Below are 22,962 nucleotides of genomic sequence, written 5' to 3' on the forward strand. Positions count from 1 at the left end.
GATTAATGCTTTAACAGTAAATTCGGATCAATGTCCTGAATCATTTGCAAACGCTGATCGGCATAGATATCGGTATATGGTGCCAAAATTCGCATAAAACGGTCGAAATACAGCATTTGCTTAAACAGCAAAGCAAAGTCGCGCGGGAAGCGGATGCCGTGACGTTCACCCACAGCCACCATATCCATCATGATATCGTTCAGATCAGCCGGATTTGATGTTAACAGCTCCTGAGGGTCTGCCATCAATACGCCACTGAATAAACGCTCAAGATCCGCTGCCAGAACTTTGGTATCAATCTGCACAGCAGTCATACCCATTTTCAGCATGTTCTGTGCCATCAACTCATAATTGGTATGTTGCAATGAATCCATAAATGCCATACATGCCGTCCATACCTCAGGTTTGAGCTGGCCAACAATGCCAAAATCGATAAAACCGACACGGCCATCTTCGAGCAGCATCAGGTTGCCTGCATGCAGATCGGCATGGAAACTGTTACACATCATCAGGCTGCCAAACCAGGTGTTCATTGCGGTAATGAGTACTTGAGATGGATCTTTGGATACTTTTTTGACCACTTCAAAATCGGTCAATGGCACACCATACAAGCGTTGCATGGTCAGCACACGACGGGTCGAATACTGATGATAAACCTTAGGTGCAGTCGCTGCCTTATTATTGGTGATATTCAGATAATTGACAAAATCATCCAGATTCTGTGCTTCTTCGATAAAATCAACTTCACGTACCATCCGGGTTTTGATTTCATCAACAATATCGGCCAGCGAAGCGAATTTGACTTTGGGCACGGCTTTTTCCAGCACTTTGGTCGCCCAGTGCAGTACATTTAAATCGGTGTATAAAATGGTTTCCACACCCGGTTTTTGTACCTTAATCACGACATCTTCGCCAGACACCAGCTTGGCCGCATGCACCTGTGCAATAGACGCAGAGGCCAATGGCGTTTCATCAATCGAGGCAAAGATCTCATCCAGATTACGCCCTTCAAATTCAGAGGCCAACACTTGCTGGATATAACTGAACGGCAAGCGTGGAGTCTGATCCAGACAGCCCTGAAATTCTTCTACATATTCACGCGGAAATAGAGACGGCGTACTGGCAATAAACTGCCCCAGCTTGATATAAGTTGAACCCAGAGATTCAAAAGTCTCCCGCATGAGTTTGGCATTGCTTGGCTTTTCAGTAGCATATTTAAAGCCCGCCTTTGCCGCAACGACCGCTGTTTCTCCCATGCGGGCAACTGAACGTATTCCATCTAACCAGATATTGTTTTTCATAATGTCTTAGGAAAAATTAATTACATGCAGTGTAGCAAAAAAATATTAATTTGCAGGCTTATCTTGCCTGACAGATCGGACAATCTGTATCTTTTTCGAAAGCGAGAATCCGCTGCTTAAAACTCAATCCATCCCATAACAGCAGTTTTTGTCTGAGTGGCATCAATCCCAAACCCAGATATAACAAGGCATGATGGGCTTGCAAGCTGGCCATCACGTTAGGCGTGGTCGCCAGTACTCCGGAATCTGCACAGCGCAGACTTTCATCGGCCTGATTCTCGGGTGGGAACAGGCAGGCATAGCAGGCCGAATCCCCTTCGAGCATAAAAAGTTGCCCTTGCAGGCCAATCGCCGAGGCACTCAACAAAGGTACATTCAGTTCTACACAGCGCTGATTAACCAGATAACGTGTCGCAAACTGGTCGCAACCATCCAGCACCAAGTCCTGATGCCGAATCACACTGACTGCATTTTCAGCCGTTAAGGCCTGATTAATATATTCAACCTGTACGTTTGGATTAATTTGGCCCAGTCGTTTCGCCAGAATTTCTGCTTTGTAAAGTCCAAGATCCTGCGGTGTAAATGCAAGTTGTCGCTGTAAATTGCTCATCTCGATCGTATCTGGATCGATCAGGGTAATTTTTCCTACACCGGCACGTGCCAAAAGCTCTGCCAGTGCACAGCCAATTCCACCACAACCAACAATGCAGACATTAGAAAATTTTAACCGTTCTTGAGCATCAATATCCCAGCCATCCAGAAGAATCTGACGGCTATACAAATGTAATTCAGCATCGGTGAGTTCGAATTCTGGGGATATGGCATCCATATTAAATGTAGACAACGTCTTTCCTTGTTTCGAAAATTTTTAACAATGATCGCAAAAATTGGCTTTACTGATGTTTCTAAAGGCTAAAAATTTTTGGAAGATCAATCTCACAGTCAATTCACAGCACATCAATAAATGGTTTGGCCATCGCTGAGCCAAATAGCATATCAGCTAAACGCTCGGTATCAAGCTGCAGCCACTAGGGCTTGGCATGATTTTTTTGAATCACCTCAATTAAACAGTTCCGGCAAATGGCTCTCCAGTTTATAAAAGGCGTCAGACCTGCTGTTATTAAAATCTTTGCTATTAAATTACCCTGTACATTGAGTTGTCTTGTTTAGCGATTCTGTAGCCTCTGCCTGCATTTGAGTATAAAAATGTATGAGTTCAGTGAGACCTCAGGCATCTGTCTCTAAATATGATTAATCTGAAAATACCAAGCAATCTTTTCAAGTTTTCATAAAATCGTATGGAGAACATACATGACCGAGCATAACAATACTCAACATGATAATCGTGAAAAATTATGGGAATTGATCAAGGATGTCCGTTACACCATGATCAGCCATTTAACTGACACCCATGAAATCCATTCCCAGCCAATGACCATGCTGAACTCCGAACAGATGAATGAACGTCAAAATTTATATTTCATCCTGCGTAATACCAATGATCTGGTCAAAGCAGCAGAAACAGGCCGTGGTCAAATTGGATTGTCTTTTGCAAAACCATCAGATGGTATTTATGTGTCAATCAGTGCCCATGCCCAGATTAGTACCGATCGTATTCTGATTGAACAGTTGTGGAATCCATGGGCAGAAAACTGGTTTGATGGCAAGGATGATCCGACTGTACGGGTACTGATTGCTGAAGCGGTCAGCGCTGAATACTGGAATGTGACCGACAACAAAGTCACCCAGCTCTTTAAAGCTTTAAAAGGTGGCGTTACCGGTGAAGCGGGTGAGCCACATGCGGAACACCAAAAAGTAAATTTACAAACCAATATTTGGTAATGGATACATTTAGCCTCTTAAGATTAAGAGGCTAAATTTTTGATATATTTAATCTTAAACCTTGCCATAATTTCAATGTAATTACATCAACCATGTATTTCGCTTAATTTAATTCGTACTTTTGAAAATAAAATCTTGTAAAAATCAGTCCTATCTCTAATTTAAAATTTAACTAGAAAATGCTGTATTTTGTCAAAAAACCACAGGCTGCCATGGCAGCCTTTTGGCACTTACTTAACAGATTAATTTTAAAAACTAACTAACTTGTTTGATTTCTTGAAGTTTGGCAATTTCCTGCTGTTTGAGTAAATTTCGCTGAATTTTTCCACTCGACGTTTTAGGTAAACACTCGACAAATTCAATCTCTTTTGGGTAGGCATGCTTGGATAGGCGTGAACGCACATAGCTTTGCAGCTTCAGCATGAGTTCCTCAGTGGCTGGATAGGCTGGTTTAAGTACCACAAAGGCTTTTACAATTTCTGTTCGTTCTGGATCTGGTTTACCGACGACTGCAGATTCAAGCACTTCTTCACATTCCAGCAAGGTACTTTCCACATCAAAAGGCCCAACCCGATAGCCCGAGGTTGTAATGACATCGTCCGCACGTCCAATAAAATCAATACCGCCATATTCATTCAGTTTTACAGTGTCACCGGTTAAATAATACTGCCCGACAAAAGACTTTCGATTATGACCGGCATAGCCTTTAAACCACATCAAGGGTGAAGCCGAACAGTCAATTGCCAAGATTCCAATCCCGCCTTTTTCGACTTCCTGATGTTTTGGGTTCAATACCGCAAAGCAATGCCCCGGAATCGCAAATCCAGCTGAACCCACTTTTTTATGATGCTCCAAGCCATGATGATTGGCGATCACCATACCGAGTTCAGTCTGTCCATATTGATCATAAATATTCACATTTAAATCATGATTGAACCACTGGATCACTTCAGGCGTAAGCGGTTCACCTGCACTACTGACCACACGCAAATGCGAACTAATCCCTGCATCAAATTTTTCTTTAAAGCCAAAGAACATCCGGAATGCGGTTGGCGAGCCAGTCAGGTTACTGACTTTATATTTCTCAATGATATGTACAGCATTATCGACGCTAAATCCACGTTCATCCATAATGATGCTATGACCTAAACTGAGCGGGCCCGCAATGCCATAATATAGTCCATAGGCCCAACCTGGATCTGCCAGATTCCAGAAGGAATCTTCTTCTCGCAGATCTACGGCGTGCAGCATATAGCCTTTAAAGGCCAACAACGCTTTTAAAGGTACAGGAACCGATTTTGCCAAGCCTGTGGTGCCTGAAGTAAACATCATCAGAAAAATATCATTAAATTGGCCACTCACTGGCTCAAACTCTTCTGACTGCTGCTTTAACTCGGTCCAAAAATCAGCATCCGGATAATGATCTGCCACTGCCTGATGTACGGTCAGAATATTTGGAACATTCAGATCATACAGTTTCAGGCGCTGCTCTTGATCGGTGACAATCAGTTGAGTAGCGGCCGTACTCATACGATGCTCAATTGCTTTACTTTCAAAGGCAGTGAACAAAGGCTGATAGATAGCACCGATCCGCCAAGTGGCCAAAATAGTAATTAAGAGTGCAGGTGTTCTTGGCAGTAGTCCAGCAATACAATCTCCAGCCTTTAAACCCAGAGAATGCATATAATTGGCCAGCTGTCCTGAAGCAGTTGCCAATTGTTCAAATGTCCACTGCTCTGTTTGACCATTTTTGCCTTCCCAGATCAGTGCGGTTCGGTTTTGGCCAAGGTAACGTCCACAACATTCAGTATAGGCATTGATGGACTCTGCATTTCCAGCCAGATGTTCCTGAACCATATTTTCAAAATTGAAATCAACATATGCTTGTTCTAGTGTCTTCATGACGACAACCTCTATCCTGTTGTATTTTCAGGCGACCTTGCCTGAGTGTGTCCACTTATCGTTGTTGTTCCTGCTGATTCCATCAGCATAGTTTCTTCACATCTGATTCATGCCTGATGACTAAGACATGAATCATGCTGCTTTATTTATCTTCTGCGTACTGTCTGTCTTTAGCTAATCAGGGTTGCTTGATCCTGGCAATTTTCATATCCATCAACCGAAATGCCAGATTTGAACATCGACCAAAGTCTATTTTTAATCAAACTCAACATTGACAGACTTCACGCGCAATCACCAAACGTTGAATATCCGATGCACCTTCATAAATTTGGCTCACGCGCACATCACGGTAAATACGCTCTACTGGAAAATCAGAGACATAACCGTAGCCACCATGAATCTGAATCGCATCGGAACAAACCCGCTCTGCAATGGTTGATGCAAATAGTTTTGCCATTGAGGCTTCTTTTAAGCAGGCTAAACCAGCATCTTTTAAAGTTGCCGCATGCAAGGTCAGCTGACGTGCCGCTTCAATTTGTGTGGCCATATCTGCCAGTCTGAATGCCACTGCCTGATGCTGCACAATTTCTACACCAAAGGCTTTACGTTCATTGGCATATTCCACCGCTGCATCCAGCGCAGCCCGAGCCATCCCGACTGATTGCGCAGCAATCCCGATACGACCGGATTCAAGATTGGACAAGGCAATTTTGTAGCCTTCACCTTCCTGACCCAGCAGGTTTTCCGCCGGAATCCGGCAGTTATCCAGAACAATCGTCGCGGTATCGGAACAATGCTGACCCATTTTCTCCTCTAGGCGTGACACGATATAACCCGGTGCATCGGTCGGTACCAGAAAACATGAAATGCCTTTTTTCCCTGCCAATTTATCTGTCACAGCAAAGACTAATGCGATCTGTGCATGTTTGCCCGTGGTAATAAACTGCTTGGTGCCATTAAGCACCCATTCATCGCCATCACGTTCGGCCCTACATTCTAAAGAACTGGCATCTGAACCGGCCTGAGGTTCTGTCAAGCAGAAACAACCGAGCCATTCACCAGTGGCCAGTTTAGTTAAATACTGCTGTTTCTGTGCTTCGGTGCCATAACGCTGGGTAATCCCACAAGGCAAAGAGTTCTGCACACTGATAATGGTCGAAATTGCGCCATCTCCTGCGGCAATTTCCTCAAGTGCCAAAACCAGAGAAACATAATCCAGACCTGCACCGCTCCATTCTTCAGCAACGGTCATACCCAGTGCGCCAAGCTCACCCAGTTCTTTGAGTTCTTGTGCAGGAAATTGTGCTGTTTTATCTCGTAAGGCCGCTGTTGGTTTCAGTTTCTGCTGCGAATAATTGCGCATCATGTCCTGAATCATTTTTTGTTCATCATTTAAAATCATTGAACTTCCCTTTCTATATCTATTTTATTTACTTCAAGCTTTTTACTATTGAGATCGTTGGAACGTCAGTTAAGGCGGCATGGATGTCGCCTGCGAAACTGAGATACAGGGATGTATCTTCAGTTTCGCAAAGGATTTTTGTTTCTTTTGATCCTTCAAAAGAAAATGCATGCTTAAACAAAGTCATTTAAATTCAATGAGAAACTGGCAGCTGTGCAAATCATCATGTCCTATATAAATCGAAGACTTATTTAGGCTGCATGCGAATCGCGCCATCCAGACGAATCACTTCACCATTTAAATAGCTATTTTCAAAAATATGCCCCACCAACTGGGCAAATTCCTGAGGTTTAGCCAAACGTGATGGGAATGGCACCATTTGTCCCAAAGCATCCTGAACATTTTGCGGCATACCTTTTAGCATCGGGGTTTCCATAATGCCCGGGGCGATGGTCATCACTCGAATGGCTTCACGTGCCAGTTCACGAGCCAAAGGTAAAGTCATCGCCACCACTGCACCTTTGGAAGCAGCATAAGCGGTCTGGCCAATTTGACCATCATAAGCGGCGACCGAAGCGGTATTTACAATCACGCCACGCTCTTCTTCACCAGATTGCAGTTCATATTTTGCAATTAACGCCGCTGCATGACGTAGCATATTAAATGTGCCATTCACGTTAATATTCAGCACTTTTTGGAACATCGCCAATTCATGAATACCGTTACGCCCCAGCACTTTGGCAGAAGGTGCAATACCTGCGCAGTTGATCAAACCATTCAGTTGAGCATACGCATTTTCGACATGTGCAAAGAACGTTTCTACGGCCTGCTCATCGGTGACATCTAGCTGTACAAATTCAGCCTGCTCACCCAGTTGTTGCTGTAATGCCTCACCCTGCTCTTGATTCATATCGACCAGAATCACTTTGGCACCGTGTGCAACCAGATGCGTGGCTGTCGCTGCACCCAAACCCGATGCTCCCCCGGTAATCACAACGACTTTTCCCTGAATTTTCATATTTCTTCCCTGATAATTTTCTATTTGAGATACGACTTAATATGCAGAGTAAACAGAGTTTTTATTCTGTACAATTTCCAAATATTGCATCTTGCCTGAGGTATTTGGACAATAAAAATGAGGATGTCACACTGAACATGCATAAGCCTGCATTGGAATATAGCAAAGGGACTATTTCGATCGACTTGGTCAAGGAAGCCTTGCTCGATGCCAAACGATTAGAATTTGATATCTCTACTATTCTGAAAAAAGCCAATATTCCAGCCGAAGTACTCAATGCACCTCAAGCGCGCGTGTCGGTAAGCCAGTTTGCCCAATTATGGACAGTGCTTGCAGACAGCATGAATGACGAATTTTTTGGCATGGACAGTCATGCCATGCGCCGTGGCAGCTTTAAATTGCTTTCAAAAATGCTTATGCAGGCAGATACACTGGAAAAGGCGCTACAACACATTTTGCAATTTCTCAACTTGATTCTGGACGATCTGCAAAGCACGCTTCTCGTTGAGGAACACTATGCCTATATCGTGATTTATGATTTAAAATCTACAAAACGCATGTTTAGTTATGCGACCTATCTGATGCTGATTCATACCTTGATCTGCTGGTTAAGTGGACAACGGATTTTGCTGAATCAGATTCAATTAAAATGTCCTGCACCACTCGATGATTTTGATTATAAAGTCCGTTTTTGTGAACAGATTGAATATCAGGCCAATGAAAACTATGTGCAGTTTGATGCAAGCTATCTGCAACTGCCGATTAAGCAGGATGCTCAATCCTGGTATCAGTTTATTCAACAAACGCCTCACAATTTATTGGTGCGTTTTAAAAATCCTTATGCACTCAGCACCCAGATTCGCAGACAGCTTCTGCAAGTTTCACCGTCAGAATGGCTAGAACTGAATGATCTTGCCTCAAAAATGAATATGTCCGAGGCGACCATACAACGGCGTTTAAAAAGCGAAGGGGTCAGCTACCAGCAATTAAAAAATGAAATACGCCGGGATACCGCAATCGAATTATTGACGCGTACTGAGCAAAGCTTGCAAGACATCAGTGACCAGCTCAACTTCCAGGAATCCAGCGCCTTTCATCGTGCCTTTAAGAAATGGACTGGAGTCAGTCCGGGAGCTTATCGTCAAAATAATATTAGATAATTTATATAAATTGATACTTAAAAAATATTAATAAAATTTTATTGAAACTTAAGTTCATATTTTTACTGTGATTATAAATTTCAAGCCCTGCAGCATATATTAGCAGGACTACACAGTCATCCAGAAAGCTTTGCAATTCGCCTGAGAATAGATTATTTTTCACTCAATTTATAGCACTTTGCTATTGGCTGTACTCCCAAATTTTCTCCTAAGTTGAAGGTATTTTCATGTTAAAGATGACTGATGTTCTTGAACAGAATCTTGTTCAAAACTTCGCCAATGCTTTAGTTCATTCAGCTGATCAAATCTCTGAACAGCTTAATCAAGCTATTTTAAGTGCCTCTGACTCAGCGCTTAAAGATGTTGTGGTTCAGTTCTTTAACCGTGTTGATGCAACTGAAACTGCCGCAGCCTTAGAAATTCCGGCAGATCGCATTGTCGCCCTGCAACAAGGTATTGCGCTCAAAGATGAACAATACTTGGCAGATACTGTGAAAGTTGTAGCGCTTTGTCTGGCAATGGAAACCGGTGGCTTAGATCAAGTCGAAGTCTATGACTGCCTGCAAGACTATCCGATGTAATTCTTTTAAAGAATTTAACAAAAGTGATGCTCTGGCATCACTTTTTTCTTTATAGGATAGTAATAGAATGTCATTAAAAATACTGGATATTTCAGATGTTAATCTAAGAATTTAAAAAACCAAAAAAAAAGCGACCAGATCGGTCGCTCTTTTCATAAAGAAGGATTAAAATTAATGCGGCCACTGGCCCAAAGTCACCCGATCATTACCGCCATAATCTTTTACGGTACGGACCTTTTTATAACCGGCCTGCTTAAATAGATGCTGCACGGCATCAGCCTGATCATAACCATGCTCAAGCACCACCCAGCCATTGACGGTTAAATGCTTTTTGGCCTGAATAATAATGTCTTCCAAATCAGCCAAGCCCTTTTTATCCGCAACCAGTGCACGTTGCGGCTCGGTCGCCAGATGCTGCATATGCGCATCATCCGGATCGATATACGGCGGATTTGAAGCAATCACATCAAAGAACTGACGGCCAAATGGCTTCAACCACGAACCCAGAACGAATTCTACATTCTCAATATCATGCTGTTCTGCATTATATTTCGCTACTTCAAGCGTAGGCGCATAAATATCTGATGCAACAATCACCCATTCAGGACGCTCCGATGCAAGCGATAAGGCAATTGCACCTGTGCCTGTACCCAAATCCACCACACGGGCATCTTCAGGCAAATCTAACTTTAACACGGTTTCAACCAGCACTTCAGTATCAGGACGCGGCACCAACGTATCTTTGCTGACTTTCAGATCCAAAGTCCAGAATGGTTGTGAACCGGTGACATAAGCCAAAGGTTCACCGGCAGCAATTCGTGCCAGACCATCCTTATAAGCTTGTTCCTGCTCAGGCGTCAATTCCTGATCTTTTTTCATCAACAGATCAAATGAATCAATCTTGGTGATGTGTTCCAGCAACCAGGCATTTTCCTGACGCTCATAACTTTCAGCTTCACCGCGTAAAGCCAGCGCTTGTAAAATATTCATTATCCACCATTCTGCTGTGCAAGCATGGCCAGCTGATCGGCCTGATATTCGCGATGCAGGCTGTCCAGCAATTCGGTCAAATCACCTTCCATGACCGCATCCAGCTTGTATAAAGTCAGGTTAATGCGGTGGTCAGTCATACGACCTTGAGGGTAATTATAGGTACGAATACGTTCTGAACGATCCCCTGAACCAACCAGATCACGACGCATTTCAGAGGTTGCAGCATCGGCAGCAGCCCGTTTGGCATTTTCTAAACGAGACACCAAAAGTGCCATCGCTTTGGCTTTGTTTTTGTGTTGCGAACGTTCATCCTGACACTCCACTACCGTGCCTGTCGGTAAATGGGTAATACGTACCGCAGAATCAGTTTTGTTAATATGCTGACCACCAGCACCTGAGGCACGGTAAGTATCAATCCGCAAATCCGAGGAATTGATTTCTACCGAAGTATCGACATCGACTTCCGGTAAGATCGCAACGGTACAAGCAGACGTATGTACACGACCTTGCGATTCGGTTGCTGGCACACGTTGTACACGATGCGCACCACTCTCAAACTTCAAGCGACCATATACACCGTCACCATTGATCAGGCAAATCACTTCTTTATAACCGCCGTGTTCACCTTCATTTTCTGACAGGATTTCAATACGCCAGCCTTGATTTTCTGCGTATTTACTATACATGCGATACAGATCACCCGAGAAAATCGCTGCTTCATCGCCGCCGGTTCCGGCACGAATTTCCAGATAAGCAGAGTTGGCATCATTTGGATCTTTTGGAATCATCAGAATATTCAGGTCTGATTCAAGCGCTTCAATCAAAGCTTTATTTTCTTTGATTTCCTCTTGTGCCATTTCCTTAAAGTCCGGGTCCGACAACATGGCCTGAGCTGTTTCAATATCTTCTTCAGCCTGTCTGTACTTGCTCCAAACGCTGGTGATTTCTGTCAGGTCATTATGCTCACGCGACAGCTGACGAAAACGTTTATTGTCTGAAATTACTTCTATATCAGCCAATAATGCTGTCAGCTCTTCGTGGCGGTCAGAGAGTTGGTCTAATCGTAAACGTAACGATTCTTTCATTTTTTAAAAAATCTCAAAACATAGGCTGCAACTAAAAACCGATTTAGCACAGCGAAATCAAAAAATTGCGCCTAGTTTAACGATTCTGGCTTCTAATGAACATCATTATTGAGTAAGTCCACGCCGCTATCATTCTCTCTCGGCAGCATTTGTTAACAAATAAGATTAAAAATAGTGGAATTGCCTTTTTTATAATCGATCTTATGCTTATTTCTTGCAGATTTTACAATTCATCAAATAAAGCAGTGAATTATGGAGAAATATCTTCATATTATTCTGGGCATGATTTGTTACATTTTCCACATCGAAATAAATACAGTCCTGTTAATGGACACGGAGTGATGACATGAAACTCAACGCACTTTTAATGAGTACAGTTTTAGCTGCTGGTTCAATGATGGCGGTAAATGCACATGCAGACAGTACAGCACGTGTTGCAGCAGCAAGTGCCTTAGGTAGTGTTGCAGGTACAGCCCTAGGTAAAAACATGGGCGGCAATACTGGCGCTACACTTGGCGCAGCCTTAGGTGGTGCAGGCGGCGCAGCAGTGGCAAGTAGCAAAAAGAACCGTACTGAATCTGCAATCGGTGGTGCTTTGGGTGGCGGTGCAGGTTATACCGTAGGTAAAAACATGGGCGGCAGCAATGGCGGTTATATCGGTTCAGCCCTGGGTGCTGCCGGTGGTGCTGCATTAGGTAACAAGATTTCCAAAGACAAAACTGCAGAAAAAGCCAAATCACGCCACTACAAGAAAAAACGTCATTACCGTTATAACTGATCAATGCGTTAGACCCCAGATATTCGTCATTAAGAGCACCTTCGGGTGCTTTTTTTATGCTTTTCAAACACAGTCAAATTCATGTAATACATAAAATTATTCACTCAAAATCATGAATAAATTAAGGAGATAAAAATCACAATTCGTCAACACAGCCTTCATGCTGTTTGACGCTTGCTAGATTAAATTGATCTTATCAACAAATACAGCTAGATATATGAAAAGGTGTACTCATGAACTATAAATCTCTAATGATCGCTGTTGTAGCAACCTCAGCCATGGGTATGACAGCAGCCAATGCCGGTAATACCACCAATACAGCTTTAGCTTCAGCACTTGGTGGTGTGGTTGGTGCAGCCGTGGGTAATAAAATGGGTGGTACAACCGGTGCAACCATCGGTTCTGCGATTGGTGGTGGTGCTGGTGCAGCTGTTGCAGCAAACAAACGTGACCGTAATGGTGCGATTATCGGTGGTGCCCTCGGTGGTGGTGCGGGTTATGCAGTCGGCCGAAACATGGCGGGTACCAATGGCGGTTATATCGGTGCAGCACTAGGTTCTGCGGGTGGTTCAGCACTGGGTAAAAAAGTCAGTGAGGATCGCCGTTATGATGACCGCTATGACCGTCGCTACAGTTCAAAAAACTACCGCACGAATGACTATCGTTACAACAACCGTCGTCGTTAAGGCTGCACTCTCTAAGCTTCCCTCCTTAAATAAGCATCTTCGGATGCTTATTTTTTTGCCTGTTATTTTCGTTTACACTTATATCGATTTTTTTCGATATACAAATACAATGCAAAGTCGTATGCTTTTAGTCATGTCTATTTAAGAGTAATACGATGCGTACACTTAACGATACCCGGTTCTCTATCCTCGAACTGGTTCCTGTTCGTGACGATAAGACTATTCAATTCGCGCTGAACCACGCGCTGGAGCTTGCCCAGGCAGCAGAACAACTGGGTTATAGCCGAATGTGGCTGGCAGAACATCACAATATGGATGGCATTGCCAGTTCAGCCACAGCCGTTCTTTTAGGCTATTTACTGGCGAACACCAAAAGCTTAACTTTAGGCTCAGGCGGGATTATGCTCCCGAATCATGCGCCGCTGGTGGTGGCTGAGCAATTCGGAACTTTAGCGACCTTATATCCAGATCGTGTTGAACTCGGTCTGGGCCGTGCTCCTGGAACTGACCAGATGACCATGCGTGCCCTGCGCCGTGGCCGTCAGGAAACTGAAGATCAGTTCCCGCAAGATATTCTGGAAATTTTGCAATATTTTAAAGATCCAGAGCCGAATCAGCGTATTGTTGCGACTCCCGGTCAAAGCACGCATGTTCCGGTCTGGCTACTCGGATCGAGTTTGTTCAGTGCACAACTTGCAGCAAAACTTGGCCTGCCTTATTCTTTTGCTTCACATTTTGCCCCGCGTATGCTCGGTCAGGCGATTCAGCTGTATCGTGAAAACTTTGAGCCTTCCGAATACTTGGATCGACCTTATGTTTCAATGGGTGTACCGACCTGTGTGGCAGATAGCGATGAAGAAGCAGAATATCTGGCGACCAGTGCCTATCAGCGGGTTTTGTCATTGATTCGTGGTCAGACCTTAAAACTGAAAGCGCCGATAGATTCAATGGACGGTCTATGGTCACCTGCGGAAAAAATGTCAGTTGATAATTTCTTTGCCATGGCACAGGTCGGCTCCAAAGAAACTGTGAAAGCTGGGCTGGAATCGCTTTTGGCCAGATATGATGTCGATGAGTTTATCTTCACTTGTGACATCTATGACACTGACAAGCGTCTGCATAACTTTGAGCTGTTGATGCAGCTTAAAAACGGGCAATAAATGAAAGCGACATCTACCTATTCTCAGCAATGGGTAGATGTTGTATAACTTTCAAATAAAATAGCAACAATCTGTTCAACACCGTCATCCAAACTTTTTCTATTCATTCTTCTCTCTTACTTAACACCACCGCTTTTTAATCATATTTATATCTCCTGACTTAGAAAAAATAAGCCGCTGTATTTCTGTCAAATAGATGACTGTCTAAGTTAAATTTTCTCCTTTACCCTGCTTCTGGTTTTTGTTTATATCTAAGACAAAGAAAATCAATTATTAAATAAATTCAAGGAAGTCTAATGGCCACCAAGCAAGATCTACACGCTGGCATTTTTGAAAATCATCCCGAACATTTCCAGCTGTTTACCGGAATAAATATCGCTTCTTCCGAGCTTATGAAACTGGATTATTCAAACAAAGATATTGCAATTATTGGTACAGACCAGTTTACCGTTACCCAGCTGGATAAAATTAGTCAACATGCCGGTTCGGTGAAAGTTTTTCAGATTAATCCTGCTTTTGTGCTGCCAGGTTCAGACCGCATTCTGCAACGCATTATTAATCATCCTTTAATTGGTAAAAATCGTCGTCTATTTAACAACCGGATTAAGAGTCTGCTTTCCCTCAGATTTCTGGAAAATCAGGTACAAAACCTGTGGCTAAGACGCCAGTTAATGCCAAATCTTGCATCTTCTCCTAACACCTATCTCAAGTCAGATCATTATTATGCCGCGCTACAGCGGGAAAATTGCCAGCTGATTACCTGGCCAATCCTAAGAATTACTGAAAACAGTATTTGCTGTATCAATGGAGATCAGCATCAGGTCGATATTATTATTCATACTTATTTAGCAGAAGAATAAGCTACGTTGGCAACTCAACATGAAAAATTGATGAAATCTAGAACTCTACACCCAGGATTAATAGTGTACTTATTCAACAAATTGATTAAATAACGCTCTTTTGTATTTTTAATTATGATACTTGATATTTTTTAAATTTATAAAAATCATATATTATTTCTATAAATAAGCACTTATTGGTATTTTTTAGCTATAAAACAGAGCCAAATCAAAGTTTGGCTCTGTTTGGCTTTTTAGCCAATTCGACGTTTTAAACCCGTCATTTGCAAGACACGTGTCGAGATTTCTTCAATCGACATTTCAGAGACATTCAGGTACTTGATTCCTTCCGAAATGTAGATTCCTTCAATGGCACGCAGCTCCATCTGGCACTGGCTAAAGCTGGCATAACGACTATTGGCCTTACGTTCAGTGCGAATCGCGACGAGACGGTCTGCATCAATCATCAGACCAAACAGCTTGTTTTTATGCGGACGCAGTACCGCTGGCAAGCGATTATCGTCCAGATCTTCTTCTGTTAGTGGATAGTTGGCCACCCGAATACCAAATTGCAAAGACAAATAAATAGAGGTAGGTGTTTTACCCGAACGCGACACCCCAATCAGAATCAGATCGGCTTTATCATAATGACGCGTACGCGCGCCATCATCATTGTCCAAGGCAAAATGTACCGCATCGATACGGGCTTTATAGGAGGCAGTATCAGTCACCGCATGGGTTTGACCGACTAAAGTTGTAGGCAACACCTGCAACTCATCCGACAACTTACTGATAAGCCCTTCAAATACATCAAGATTTACGGCATTTGCGGTATTAATAATCTCCCGCACATAAGGGTCGACTAAAGTATCAAAAACCAGTGGTTTTTCACCGTCTTGCAGAGCACGCGCATTGATCTCTGCAACCACACTGGTTGCGGCTTCTTCAGAGCTAATATAAGGGATAATATGAATGTCAAACTTTACATTTGGAAACTGCGCTAATAGTGAGTGTCCAAGCGTTTCAGCGGTAATTGCCGTGCCATCCGAGATAAAGAAAACACTACGCTGAATTTGTTTACCTTCTGACATTAAAATTCTCCTCCACCATTTGTCTTAGTGCTATATAATCTTTATAGTAAACCGATCTTACATGACTGTCGCTTAGTAAAATCAAAAACCTAGATGATTTGCTATACTCTCATGCCAAGATAGTGATTAATACTGCAAAAGTGGAGTAACAACTTTGGAAGCGCGCGTAATTGGTCTGGAAAAATTAGGGAAGCACGACGTTGAACTCGTGGGTGGGAAAAACTCATCCTTGGGCGAAATGATCAGCCACTTATCCAATGCTGGTGTATCGGTGCCAGGTGGCTTTGCAACTACAGCTGAAGCATATCGTGAATTTCTCGAGCAAAGTGGCCTAAACGCTAAAATTAATGCAGAGCTTGCAGCACTAAATGTGGATGATGTGAATGCTCTTGCTGAAACCGGTGCAAAAATCCGCCAATGGATTGTGGATACTCCACTTACCTCTGAATTAGAACAAGAAGTTCGTACAGCATTTGCAGAACTTTCTAACGGCAACCCTGATATCGCGGTTGCCGTTCGTTCATCAGCGACAGCAGAAGATTTACCAGATGCTTCTTTTGCTGGACAGCAAGAAACTTTCTTGAATATTCGCGGTATTGATAACGTGCTTATCGCGATCAAAGAAGTTTTTGCATCTTTATATAATGACCGCGCAATTTCTTATCGTGTCCATCAAAACTTCGCGCATGACGTGGTTGCCCTTTCAGCAGGGATCCAACGTATGGTTCGCTCTGAAACGGGTGCTGCAGGTGTGATGTTTACCCTGGACACTGAATCAGGCTTCCGTGATGCAGTGTTTATTACCGCGTCTTATGGTTTGGGTGAAATGGTCGTTCAAGGTGCAGTCAACCCTGACGAATTCTATATTTCTAAACCGCTGTTAAATGCAGGCCGACACGCGATTTTACGCCGCAACTTGGGTTCTAAACACCAGAAGATGATTTATGGTGAAGAAGCTTCTGCAGGTAAATCAGTGGTTGTCGTAGATGTAGAAAAAGCTGAGCGTCAACAGTTCGCTCTAAACGACCAAGAACTCCAAGAACTTGCCAAACAAGCGCTGATCATTGAAAACCACTACGGTTCTCCAATGGACATCGAGTGGGCAAAAGATGGCGATGATGGAAAAATCTACATCGTTCAGGCACGCCCTGAAACAGTAAAAAGCCGTGAAAATGTCGGCACCATGGAGCGCTATCTCCTCAAACAACGTGGTACTGTGATCTGTGAAGGTCGCTCAATCGGTCAACGTATCGGTTCTGGTAAAGTCCGTATCGTGACTTCAATCAAAGAAATGGACAAAGTACAAGACGGTGACGTGCTGGTATCTGACATGACTGACCCGGATTGGGAACCAGTGATGAAACGTGCTGCTGCGATTATTACCAACCGTGGTGGTCGTACCTGTCATGCTGCAATCATTGCACGTGAACTTGGTGTTCCTGCGATTGTAGGCTGTGGTAATGCCACTGAAGTACTGGTTGACGGTCAGGAAGTGACTGTGTCTTGCGCTGAAGGTGATACGGGCTTCATCTATGAAGGTGCGCTGGATTTCGAAATCCAAACCAACTCGATCGAATCAATGCCTGCTCTTCCGTTCAAAGTCATGATGAACGTCGGTAATCCGGATCGTGCATTCGACTTCGCGCAAATTCCAAACGAAGGGATTGGTCTTGCACGTTTAGAATTCATCATCAACCGTATGATCGGTGTGCATCCTAAAGCATTGTTGAATATTGACAGCTTGCCACGTGAAACACGTGCTGCTGTGATGGCGCGTACTGCTGGTTATGCTTCTCCAATCGAGTTCTATGTAGAAAAACTGGTTGAAGGTATCTCTACTCTTGCTGCTGCATTTGCAGATAAACCAGTGATCGTGCGTATGTCTGACTTTAAGTCAAATGAATACGCAAACTTGATCGGCGGTAAGTTGTACGAGCCAGAAGAAGAGAACCCGATGCTGGGCTTCCGTGGTGCAAGCCGCTACGTGTCTGACAACTTCCGTGACTGCTTCGAGCTTGAATGCCGTGCATTGAAAAAAGTTCGTGATGAAATGGGCTTAACCAACGTACAGATCATGATTCCATTTGTGCGTACTGTGGCTGAAGCAAAACGTGTGATCGAGTTATTGGAATTGAACGGTCTTAAACGTGGTGAAAATGGTCTTAAAGTGATCATGATGTGTGAATTACCAACCAACGCATTGTTGGCCGATCAATTCCTTGAACACTTCGATGGTTTCTCTATCGGTTCAAACGACCTGACCCAGCTAACGCTTGGTCTAGACCGTGACTCTGGTATCGTATCGCACTTGTTCGACGAACGTGACCCTGCTGTAAAAGCGCTTCTTGCTCTTGCAATCCAGGCATGTCACCGTGCAGGCAAATACGTGGGTATTTGTGGTCAAGGTCCTTCAGACCATCCTGATCTTGCGAAATGGCTCATGGAACAAGGCATTGAGTCTGTATCTTTAAACCCGGATTCAGTCCTGGATACCTGGTTCTTCCTGGCTAAAGAAAAAGTGGCAACTGCATAATAGATTTTAAATAAAAAAGACCCTTTCGCAGGGTCTTTTTTTTATGGGATGAATATTCTTTTATATTTCAAAACGCTCTTCTGAAAGTTTTAAAAATATAAGTTTTTGTATTTTGTTTCTCCATATTCAAATTGTAATGACAAACAAATGCCAACAATAAAATCATTTTTAAAGGGCAATAATTAAAGCGAATCGGATATGTTGAATGATGCACTCAAACCACCCGATCCTTGTTACACTGTTTTTGATTTGAAGCATTTTCTTCATAAATAGGATTGAAAATACTCAATTTATCTATAATCTTAACGATAAGATGGTGTTTGTTTTCAAAATAGAATTCAATACAATCTTAATTCAACCTATTATCAGTTCAAATTTATATATTGAGATTCAGTCTATATGCAGATTTACTTGGCACGAAACAATCAACAAGCTGGTCCATATACGCTCGAGCAATTAAATCAAATGCTTGCCAATCAGCAAGTCATGCTAACTGATTTGGCATGGCATCAAGGCATGGCAGAGTGGAAAGCTTTAGGTGAGCTTACCCAGGGAAAATCGGTATATCAACCTGAGGGTTATGTCGCACCAACCGCAACACCTGACACGCCTTTCCAGAACAACCCGCCTATAACAGTGTCTGGTACGCAACCACGCACCCAAGCAACTACGCAAAAAAATACACTTGCCAGTATTCCCAGCCGTATTCTGGCCAAAATTGTAGACGTGTTACTCTGGTTACCAGCGACTTTTATTCTGACTGGATTCTTCACCCCTGAACAGGAAGTCCGCTTTGCAGAATTGAACCAAGAGTTCATGAATGTGATACTCAACAGTGATGCTGATCCTACCATGGCGCAGCAACTGCAAACCCAGATGTTTGAGATGTTTTCTCAACAAGCCTGGATTGCAACTGCGGTCTATTTACTGATCATGCTGGTGATTCAAGCCTACCTTATTGCCAAATCTGGGCAAAGTATTGGCAAAAAAATGACGAAAATCAAAATTGTAGATGCTGAATCTGGTGAGAAAGTTAGCTTATTACGTGCCTTCACCATTCGTAGCGTATTCTTTATATTTCTGAATATCATCTTCATGCCCTTGAGTTTAATGATTGACTGGGCCTTCGGATTGGGTAAAAAACGTCAGACCCTGCACGATAAACTGGCAAAAACTCAAGTGGTAAAACAATAATTTTGAATCACTTAAAATGGGATGATATTCATCCCATTCTTTCTTACATAACTTTGAAATTGAAATAAAATTCCTATAAATATTCCTAAATCCCGAGCAACAAAATCGGTTTTTATTACAGGCATTTAAAGCGGCTTTAGATATAGCTTAGTTCGTCAATCTCAGGCATAATGCCCTACAACGTAGCGGTGTATTATGATTAATAGGATGTTTTGTAAAAATCAGCCTTTTTCGTCATGTGCACTTTAATCGCTATCCCATATTAAATTAGGGAATGGGACTCTTCACCGAGGTTGTAAAATGAGACAAACGATTTTAGCTGTATTGTCTTTATCTGCGATGACTGCACTCTTGACCGGGTGTGGTGGTGATATGGTACTTCTGAACTCTAAAGGTCCAGTTGCAGCAGGTCAAAGTAACCTGATGATGACTGCGATTTACTTAATGCTGTTGGTGGTTATTCCATCAATCATCATGGCATTATGGTTCGGTTGGAAATATCGTGCATCGAATAAAGACGCAGACTATAAACCTACATGGACACACTCTACTGCGATTGAAATTGTAGTATGGGGTATTCCTGTCATTATTATTGGTATTTTAGCTTGGTTAACTTGGTGGGGTTCCCACAAGTATGACCCATACCGTCCAATTGAAGCAGATAAAGCACCATTAACTGTTCAAGTTATTGCTGAACAATTTAAATGGATCTTCATCTATCCTGAGCAAAACATTGCAACAATTAACGAATTGCGTTTCCCAGAGAAAACTCCGGTAAGCCTTCGTATCACGTCTAACTTCACGATGAACTCTTTCTTCATCCCGGCGTTAAGTGGTCAGATTTATGCAATGGCAGGCATGCAAACTCACCTTAACTTCTTAGCTGATGAAACGAGTCCAGCTGAAGGTTATCGTGGTTTCTCTTCAAACTATTCAGGCTATGGCTTCTCACAAATGCGCTTCCGTGCACATTCTGTGACTGATGCTCAATTCGCTGAATGGGTTGCTGCAGTTCAATCAGGTAATGGTACTTCAGTAAATCCTGTTGCAGTTCAAAAAACTGTTTTAGACCAAGCTGAATTTGCGACCTTACGTGACGGCAACCGTTCACAAAAACAAATTGATGCAATGGTTCGTAATGCAAGAACAGATTTAGAGAAACGACTTGCTGAAACTGCACAAGCAGAAGGCCCATATAAGACTCAGCCACATCCTGTGACTTATTATTCTTCTGTCGAGTCTGGTTTGTTTGAATCTGTGATTCACAACTATATGAGTAACTACCACGGTGCTGATCATACAGCTCCTGTAGAAGCTGCAGCGACTGATGCTGTTGCTCAGGAAGCATCTGCTTCTGAAGCTCATGTAGCAGGTGAACATGCGACTGCTTCTCAAGGAGAATAAGACATGAGCTTCTTAGGTAAGTTAGGTCCAGATGCAATTCCTTACGATCCAATCGTATTGGCAACTGTTGCAATGATGATCTTGGGTGCTATCGCAGTTGTTGCTGGTATTACCTACTTCAAAAAATGGGGCTACTTGTGGAACGAATGGTTCACATCTGTAGACCATAAAAAAATTGGTATCATGTATATCTTCGTATCTGTGATCATGCTGGTGCGTGGTTTCGCCGATGCGATCATGATGCGTCTTCAGCAGTTCCTTGCAAAAGGTGGCGGCGAAGGTTATTTACACCCTGAGCATTACGACCAGATCTTTACCGCGCATGGCGTGATCATGATCTTCTTCGTGGCAATGGGTCTTGTAGTTGGTTTAATGAACATCTCTGTACCGCTTCAAATCGGTGCACGTGACGTTGCATTCCCATTATTGAACTCACTCAGCTTCTGGTTATTTGCCGGCGCTGCGGGTCTGATGATGGTTTCACTTGCGTTAGGTGAATTCGCTGCAACAGGCTGGATGGCATACCCTCCACTGTCAGGTATCGAATATTCTCCAGGCGTAGGTATGGACTACTACATCTGGGCACTGCAAATTTCAGGTCTAGGTACGCTATTAACGGGTGTTAACTTCTTTGTTACCATCATCAAAATGCGTGCGCCTGGCATGAAACTCATGGAAATGCCAATCTTTACCTGGACATCTTTATGTACAGCAGTATTGATTATTGCGGCTTTCCCGGTGTTGACTGCAACAATTGCAATGCTAACGCTTGACCGTTACTTCGATTTCCACTTCTTTACAAATGACCTGGGTGGTAGCCCAATGTTGTATGTAAACCTGATTTGGACTTGGGGTCACCCAGAAGTGTATATCTTGGTATTACCAGCATTTGGTATTTACTCAGAAGTTGTTGCGACTTACTCGCGCAAAGCTTTGTTCGGTTACAAATCCATGGTGTATGCAACAGTAGCAATCACAGTATTGTCATTCGTTGTATGGGTTCACCACTTCTTTACTATGGGTGCAGGTGCCAACGTTAACGCGTTCTTCGGTATCATGACCATGATTATTGCGATTCCTACAGGTGTGAAGATCTTCTCTTGGTTATTCACCATGTACAAGGGTCGCATTGTTTACACAACCCCAATGCTGTGGACACTTGGCTTCCTTGTGACTTTCGGTATCGGTGGTTTAACAGGTGTATTGATGGCGGTTCCACCAGCGGACTTCCTGGTACACAACTCTTTATTCCTGATCGCTCACTTCCATAACGTAATTATTGGTGGTGTAGTATTTGCGATGTTCGCAGGTATCATCTTCTACTGGCCGAAAATGTTCGGTTGGAGACTGAATGAAACTTGGGGTAAAGCAGCATTCTGGTTCTGGTTCTTCGGTTTCTACTTTGCATTCATGCCACTTTATATCCTTGGTTTCATGGGTATGACTCGTCGTCTGAATACATTTGACAACCCAGATTGGGACCCATATGTAAATATCGCGATGTTCGGTTCAGTTCTTGTTGCACTTGGTATCGTATGTTTCGTTATGCAAATCGTGGTTGGTTTCTTACAACGTGACCAACGTCTAGATTTGACTGGCGACCCATGGGATGGCCGTACGCTTGAATGGTCGACATCTTCTCCTGCTCCGTTCTATAACTTTGCTCATCTTCCAAAGATCAATGGTATTGATACTTTCTGGGTTGAGAAAGAAAATGGTGTTGCATATGCAAAACCAACGAAGTATGAAGATATCCATATGCCAACGAATCGTGCTGCTGGTTTCGTTATCGCGATGTTCATCACTGTAATGGGCTTCGGTTTAATCTGGCACATCTGGTGGTTAGTAGTTGTTACGTTCATTGCTTCTATCATTAGCTTCATCGTGTCTTCTTTCACCAAGAAAGTGGATTACTATGTTCCTGCTGCTGAAGTTGAGCGTATTGAAAACGAACGCTATGCGATTCTTGAAAAACACTTGAAGAAGGACTAAG

General features: G+C 43.1%; 19 protein-coding genes. 11 read left to right on the forward strand and 8 right to left on the reverse strand.

Annotated elements, in window-relative coordinates; genetic code table 11:
* Positions 1 to 2: 2 nt before the first annotated feature.
* Both FTV29_RS02085 and FTV29_RS02090 read right to left on the reverse strand, forming a co-directional pair.
* Complete coding sequence (locus FTV29_RS02085; RefSeq protein WP_005097212.1) at positions 3 to 1,301, reverse strand: AarF/ABC1/UbiB kinase family protein; 1,299 nt, start codon at positions 1,299 to 1,301, stop codon at positions 3 to 5.
* Between the two features lie 58 nt (positions 1,302 to 1,359).
* Entirely contained in the window at positions 1,360 to 2,130 is a 771-nt protein-coding gene (locus FTV29_RS02090; RefSeq protein ID WP_100355341.1) for a HesA/MoeB/ThiF family protein, read from the reverse strand.
* A gap of 482 nt (positions 2,131 to 2,612) precedes the next feature.
* Between FTV29_RS02090 and FTV29_RS02095 the strand changes: the two genes are divergently transcribed.
* Complete coding sequence (locus tag FTV29_RS02095) at positions 2,613 to 3,143, forward strand: pyridoxamine 5'-phosphate oxidase family protein (protein ID WP_005097216.1); 531 nt, start codon at positions 2,613 to 2,615, stop codon at positions 3,141 to 3,143.
* A gap of 255 nt (positions 3,144 to 3,398) precedes the next feature.
* Here FTV29_RS02095 and FTV29_RS02100 read toward each other — a convergent pair whose 3' ends face one another.
* The 3 genes from FTV29_RS02100 to FTV29_RS02110 form a co-directional block, all read right to left on the reverse strand.
* Positions 3,399 to 5,045 (reverse strand): AMP-binding protein, encoded by a 1,647-nt coding sequence (locus FTV29_RS02100; RefSeq protein ID WP_180074996.1) that lies wholly within the window; start codon positions 5,043 to 5,045, stop codon positions 3,399 to 3,401.
* 265 nt (positions 5,046 to 5,310) lie between these two features.
* Complete coding sequence (locus FTV29_RS02105; RefSeq protein ID WP_180074997.1) at positions 5,311 to 6,447, reverse strand: acyl-CoA dehydrogenase family protein; 1,137 nt, start codon at positions 6,445 to 6,447, stop codon at positions 5,311 to 5,313.
* A 247-nt stretch (positions 6,448 to 6,694) separates the two neighbouring features.
* The gene (locus tag FTV29_RS02110; protein ID WP_005097220.1) at positions 6,695 to 7,465 is read right to left on the reverse strand and encodes a 3-hydroxyacyl-CoA dehydrogenase; all 771 of its coding nucleotides are present in this window, start codon (positions 7,463 to 7,465) and stop codon (positions 6,695 to 6,697) included.
* Positions 7,466 to 7,602: 137 nt separating this feature from the next.
* Between FTV29_RS02110 and FTV29_RS02115 the strand changes: the two genes are divergently transcribed.
* Positions 7,603 to 8,625 carry an AraC family transcriptional regulator gene (locus FTV29_RS02115; protein ID WP_179999461.1) on the forward strand — a complete coding sequence of 341 codons (1,023 nt, stop codon included), beginning with the start codon at positions 7,603 to 7,605 and terminating at the stop codon, positions 8,623 to 8,625.
* Positions 8,626 to 8,852: 227 nt separating this feature from the next.
* Positions 8,853 to 9,206, forward strand: coding sequence for a hypothetical protein (locus FTV29_RS02120; RefSeq protein ID WP_005170516.1), 354 nt, complete (start codon positions 8,853 to 8,855; stop codon positions 9,204 to 9,206).
* Positions 9,207 to 9,377: 171 nt separating this feature from the next.
* Here the strand turns inward: FTV29_RS02120 and prmC are convergent, their stop codons facing one another.
* Both prmC and prfA read right to left on the reverse strand, forming a co-directional pair.
* Complete coding sequence (gene prmC, locus FTV29_RS02125) at positions 9,378 to 10,196, reverse strand: peptide chain release factor N(5)-glutamine methyltransferase (RefSeq protein WP_005097223.1); 819 nt, start codon at positions 10,194 to 10,196, stop codon at positions 9,378 to 9,380.
* The gene (prfA, locus tag FTV29_RS02130; RefSeq protein WP_005097224.1) at positions 10,196 to 11,284 is read right to left on the reverse strand and encodes a peptide chain release factor 1; all 1,089 of its coding nucleotides are present in this window, start codon (positions 11,282 to 11,284) and stop codon (positions 10,196 to 10,198) included. Before prfA ends, prmC begins: the two co-directional genes overlap by 1 nt.
* Before the next feature lie 346 nt (positions 11,285 to 11,630).
* On the opposite strand from prfA, the gene FTV29_RS02135 reads away from it, so the two are divergent.
* From FTV29_RS02135 to FTV29_RS02150, 4 genes are all read left to right on the forward strand, one after another.
* A complete protein-coding gene (locus tag FTV29_RS02135) occupies positions 11,631 to 12,062 on the forward strand; it encodes a glycine zipper 2TM domain-containing protein (protein WP_005097225.1) in 432 nt (143 codons plus the stop codon).
* Positions 12,063 to 12,295: 233 nt separating this feature from the next.
* Positions 12,296 to 12,748, forward strand: coding sequence for a hypothetical protein (locus tag FTV29_RS02140; RefSeq protein ID WP_005097226.1), 453 nt, complete (start codon positions 12,296 to 12,298; stop codon positions 12,746 to 12,748).
* A gap of 155 nt (positions 12,749 to 12,903) precedes the next feature.
* A complete protein-coding gene (locus tag FTV29_RS02145) occupies positions 12,904 to 13,908 on the forward strand; it encodes an LLM class flavin-dependent oxidoreductase (protein ID WP_159138315.1) in 1,005 nt (334 codons plus the stop codon).
* Positions 13,909 to 14,204: 296 nt separating this feature from the next.
* Complete coding sequence (locus tag FTV29_RS02150; RefSeq protein ID WP_100355349.1) at positions 14,205 to 14,768, forward strand: flavoprotein; 564 nt, start codon at positions 14,205 to 14,207, stop codon at positions 14,766 to 14,768.
* 233 nt (positions 14,769 to 15,001) lie between these two features.
* On the opposite strand, the gene FTV29_RS02155 is transcribed toward FTV29_RS02150, so the two are convergent.
* Positions 15,002 to 15,838, reverse strand: coding sequence for a pyruvate, water dikinase regulatory protein (locus FTV29_RS02155; RefSeq protein ID WP_005097231.1), 837 nt, complete (start codon positions 15,836 to 15,838; stop codon positions 15,002 to 15,004).
* Between the two features lie 154 nt (positions 15,839 to 15,992).
* Here FTV29_RS02155 and ppsA point away from each other — a divergent pair, with 154 nt between their 5' ends.
* From ppsA to cyoB, 4 genes are all read left to right on the forward strand, one after another.
* On the forward strand, positions 15,993 to 18,371 hold the full coding sequence (gene ppsA / locus FTV29_RS02160; protein ID WP_005097232.1) for a phosphoenolpyruvate synthase: 2,379 nt from the start codon (positions 15,993 to 15,995) through the stop codon (positions 18,369 to 18,371).
* A 399-nt stretch (positions 18,372 to 18,770) separates the two neighbouring features.
* Positions 18,771 to 19,565 (forward strand): RDD family protein, encoded by a 795-nt coding sequence (locus tag FTV29_RS02165; protein ID WP_005170506.1) that lies wholly within the window; start codon positions 18,771 to 18,773, stop codon positions 19,563 to 19,565.
* A 300-nt stretch (positions 19,566 to 19,865) separates the two neighbouring features.
* Positions 19,866 to 20,969, forward strand: a complete 1,104-nt coding sequence (gene cyoA, locus FTV29_RS02170; protein WP_005097235.1) for a ubiquinol oxidase subunit II — start codon at positions 19,866 to 19,868, stop codon at positions 20,967 to 20,969.
* Positions 20,970 to 20,972: 3 nt separating this feature from the next.
* Positions 20,973 to 22,961, forward strand: coding sequence for a cytochrome o ubiquinol oxidase subunit I (cyoB, locus tag FTV29_RS02175; protein ID WP_074383225.1), 1,989 nt, complete (start codon positions 20,973 to 20,975; stop codon positions 22,959 to 22,961).
* The last annotated feature ends 1 nt before the right edge of the window (position 22,962 follow it).

Origin of the sequence: Acinetobacter sp. YH12254, assembly GCF_013417415.1 — a bacterium.
GTDB lineage: Bacteria > Pseudomonadota > Gammaproteobacteria > Pseudomonadales > Moraxellaceae > Acinetobacter > Acinetobacter pseudolwoffii.

Coding starts and splice junctions, on each gene's coding strand:
- FTV29_RS02090 (WP_100355341.1), bottom strand. CDS start 2,130: ATGGATGCCATATCCCCAGAATTCGAACTCACCGATGCTGAATTACAT.
- FTV29_RS02135 (WP_005097225.1), top strand. CDS start 11,631: ATGAAACTCAACGCACTTTTAATGAGTACAGTTTTAGCTGCTGGTTCA.
- FTV29_RS02115 (WP_179999461.1), top strand. CDS start 7,603: ATGCATAAGCCTGCATTGGAATATAGCAAAGGGACTATTTCGATCGAC.
- FTV29_RS02165 (WP_005170506.1), top strand. CDS start 18,771: ATGCAGATTTACTTGGCACGAAACAATCAACAAGCTGGTCCATATACG.
- FTV29_RS02095 (WP_005097216.1), top strand. CDS start 2,613: ATGACCGAGCATAACAATACTCAACATGATAATCGTGAAAAATTATGG.
- FTV29_RS02100 (WP_180074996.1), bottom strand. CDS start 5,045: ATGAAGACACTAGAACAAGCATATGTTGATTTCAATTTTGAAAATATG.
- FTV29_RS02110 (WP_005097220.1), bottom strand. CDS start 7,465: ATGAAAATTCAGGGAAAAGTCGTTGTGATTACCGGGGGAGCATCGGGT.
- prmC (WP_005097223.1), bottom strand. CDS start 10,196: ATGAATATTTTACAAGCGCTGGCTTTACGCGGTGAAGCTGAAAGTTAT.
- cyoA (WP_005097235.1), top strand. CDS start 19,866: ATGAGACAAACGATTTTAGCTGTATTGTCTTTATCTGCGATGACTGCA.
- FTV29_RS02155 (WP_005097231.1), bottom strand. CDS start 15,838: ATGTCAGAAGGTAAACAAATTCAGCGTAGTGTTTTCTTTATCTCGGAT.
- FTV29_RS02150 (WP_100355349.1), top strand. CDS start 14,205: ATGGCCACCAAGCAAGATCTACACGCTGGCATTTTTGAAAATCATCCC.
- FTV29_RS02140 (WP_005097226.1), top strand. CDS start 12,296: ATGAACTATAAATCTCTAATGATCGCTGTTGTAGCAACCTCAGCCATG.
- FTV29_RS02085 (WP_005097212.1), bottom strand. CDS start 1,301: ATGAAAAACAATATCTGGTTAGATGGAATACGTTCAGTTGCCCGCATG.
- FTV29_RS02120 (WP_005170516.1), top strand. CDS start 8,853: ATGTTAAAGATGACTGATGTTCTTGAACAGAATCTTGTTCAAAACTTC.
- prfA (WP_005097224.1), bottom strand. CDS start 11,284: ATGAAAGAATCGTTACGTTTACGATTAGACCAACTCTCTGACCGCCAC.
- FTV29_RS02145 (WP_159138315.1), top strand. CDS start 12,904: ATGCGTACACTTAACGATACCCGGTTCTCTATCCTCGAACTGGTTCCT.
- cyoB (WP_074383225.1), top strand. CDS start 20,973: ATGAGCTTCTTAGGTAAGTTAGGTCCAGATGCAATTCCTTACGATCCA.
- FTV29_RS02105 (WP_180074997.1), bottom strand. CDS start 6,447: ATGATTTTAAATGATGAACAAAAAATGATTCAGGACATGATGCGCAAT.